Source organism: Segeticoccus sp. (assembly GCF_035708005.1).
In genome coordinates this window covers 1-2,081 of the sequence record NZ_DASSTI010000106.1, presented here as the reverse complement: position 1 = coordinate 2,081, position 2,081 = coordinate 1, and the positions used below count along the sequence as shown (strand labels likewise).

Genomic DNA, 2,081 nt, shown 5'->3' with positions numbered 1-2,081 from the left:
CTGGGACAGCTCGGCCGCGGCCGCCCGCAGGCTGGCCACCTCGGCGCGGCAGTCGGCGCAGACGGTGAGGTGCCGCTCGAACCGGGCCCGCTCCACCTCGTCGACGGCGTCGACGGCATAGGCACCGGAGAGGGCGTGGATGTCGTCGTTCATGAGCCCACCCCCAACGTGTCGCGTAGCCGGATCAGGCCGTCCCTGATCCGCGTCTTGGCCGTGCCCAGCGGAAGGTCGAGCAGCTTGGCCACCTCGGTATGGGTGTAGCCCCCGAAGTAGGCCAGCTCCAGCGCCCCTCGCTGCGCCGAGGTCAGCGAGGCCATCGCCCGGCGCACGCGCTGCGCCTCCAGCGAGGACTGGGCCAGCTCGGCGGTCATGTCGAAGTCCACGTCCTGGTGGGTGTCCTGGTAGGTGGCCTCCCGGCGGGCCGACGCCTCGGCGGCGCGGACCCGGTCCACCGCCCTGCGGTGGGCGATGGTGAGCATCCACGACAGTGGGCTGCCCCGGCCTTCGTCGAAACGTGCCGAGTGCTGCCAGATCTCGAGGAAGACCTCCTGGGTGACCTCCTCGGCCTGCGCCGGGTCCCGTACGACACGACGGATGAGACCGAACAGACGAGGCGACACCTCGTCATACAGCCTGCCGAAGGCCGCCTCGTCTCCCCGGGCACACTGGCGCAGCAGGTGGACGAGGTCGGTGGTCGACGCCGGCTGCGAGGTCGCCGGCGCGACGGCGCGCGGCCGTCGCGCCTCAGGCCCCGGGGCGTCATCCACGGCGGACATTCTTCCGGTCCACCACCGCAGGGCGCAGGGCGGGAGGGTGGGAACAGCGTGGCGGCGTCGTGAACCGGAGGGCGCCGTGGCACGTGGACATGTCAGGTATTCGGCGCCCGCGGCGCCCCGGATGGGTCACCCGCACGACGGCCTACGACAGGGCGGCTCATCCGTTCGGGCGGCCGGCGCCGAATACCGCCTGTGACCGGTTCTCCCGCCGGCGCCACCCTCGACCAGAGCAGGAGCAGCCATGTCCACGATCGTCGTGAAGTCGCCGGTCAGTGCGGCACGGGTCACCACGGTGCTCGCCGTCCTGGTGGCCGGAGCGGCCCACATCCCGGTGATCGCGCCGCACCTGCACGAGGCGCCCTACATGGGCGTCCTGTTCATCCTGCTCACCGCGGCCTGCCTGCTGTCGGCGGGCGTGCTCGCCGTCGCCGAGGTGCCCCTGGCCTACGCCTTCGCCGCCACCTGCTGCGGCCTCGCCGTCCTCGGGTATGCCGCCACACGGCTGGTGGCCTTTCCCCAGTTGGCGGACGACGTGGGGAACTGGTGGGAGCCGCTCGGCGTGGTGGCGGTCCTGAGCGAGCTGGTCGTCGTCACGGCGGCGATCAGCGCGCTGCGTCACCGCGCCACGCGCTGACCTCCCAGTCGGCCACCGACCCAGGGACAGTCCGGAAGAGTGGGTGCGGAGGAGGAAACCCTGCGTCGGGCGCGTCCGGCAACGGTGAACGCTCCAGCACCCCGGAGAGCCATTCCGGACTGCGGACCGCCAGACGCGACCGCAACTGGTCCCACTCGTAGCGCAACTGCCCGTCGGTGACCTCGAGCCTGAGGCCTTCGTCCGGTGGCTCGAGCACCCGACGTCGGTCGAAGTGGTAGCCGCGCGCACGTGCCTCGTCCGCGACGCCGAGCAGGTAGCTGCTGATCGCCGCGAGGGGGTCCGGTGTGGCACGGAAGCGCACCAGCTGCGGATGGCGCGTGTAGCCGCGTGTCCGTCCCGCGAGGACGGCTTGGGCCAGCAGCGCCTCGCGCCAGCAGGCGACCAGGCCTTGGCGGTCCACGTAGGACGGGTGCAGCGACCAGAGCCTCACGCCGGCCAGTGTGGCTGAAGTTCTCGGGTCTCACGCGGGCGCGTCGCCCCCAGAGGGATCCGACCGGTCACCAGAGGGATCCGACCGGTCACGCGACGGGCTGGCGGGCGGCCTCCCGCGCGAGCCAGGCGAACGGAGCGAACTGTCGCTCCGGCACCTCGGGGAGGGTGACCTCGGGGTGCCACTGCAGGCCCAGCACCGGCGCGTGGAGGTGCTCGAC

The 2,081-nt window shown here is 72.4% G+C and carries 4 protein-coding genes; 1 reads left to right on the top strand and 3 read right to left on the bottom strand.

Features of this window, described 5'->3' with window-relative positions; translation table 11 throughout:
• Window positions 1-153, bottom strand: a 153-nt coding sequence (locus VFL99_RS10885; RefSeq protein WP_325106377.1) for a zf-HC2 domain-containing protein, incomplete at its 3' end; no start/stop codon positions are given.
• Window positions 150-776: an ECF RNA polymerase sigma factor SigK gene (gene sigK, locus VFL99_RS10880; protein ID WP_414713742.1), complete on the bottom strand. Its 627-nt coding sequence runs from the start codon at window positions 774-776 to the stop codon at window positions 150-152. The genes sigK and VFL99_RS10885, both read right to left, overlap by 4 nt.
• Before the next feature lie 241 nt (window positions 777-1,017).
• Between sigK and VFL99_RS10875 the strand changes: the two genes are divergently transcribed.
• Complete coding sequence (locus tag VFL99_RS10875) at window positions 1,018-1,410, top strand: hypothetical protein (protein WP_325106375.1); 393 nt, start codon at window positions 1,018-1,020, stop codon at window positions 1,408-1,410.
• Here the strand turns inward: VFL99_RS10875 and VFL99_RS10870 are convergent.
• Window positions 1,379-1,861 carry a pyrimidine dimer DNA glycosylase/endonuclease V gene (locus tag VFL99_RS10870; protein WP_325106374.1) on the bottom strand — a complete coding sequence of 161 codons (483 nt, stop codon included), beginning with the start codon at window positions 1,859-1,861 and terminating at the stop codon, window positions 1,379-1,381. The genes VFL99_RS10875 and VFL99_RS10870 overlap by 32 nt on opposite strands.
• Between the last annotated feature and the right edge of the window lie 220 nt (window positions 1,862-2,081).

Coding starts and splice junctions, on each gene's coding strand:
- sigK (WP_414713742.1), bottom strand. CDS start 776: ATGTCCGCCGTGGATGACGCCCCGGGGCCTGAGGCGCGACGGCCGCGC.
- VFL99_RS10875 (WP_325106375.1), top strand. CDS start 1,018: ATGTCCACGATCGTCGTGAAGTCGCCGGTCAGTGCGGCACGGGTCACC.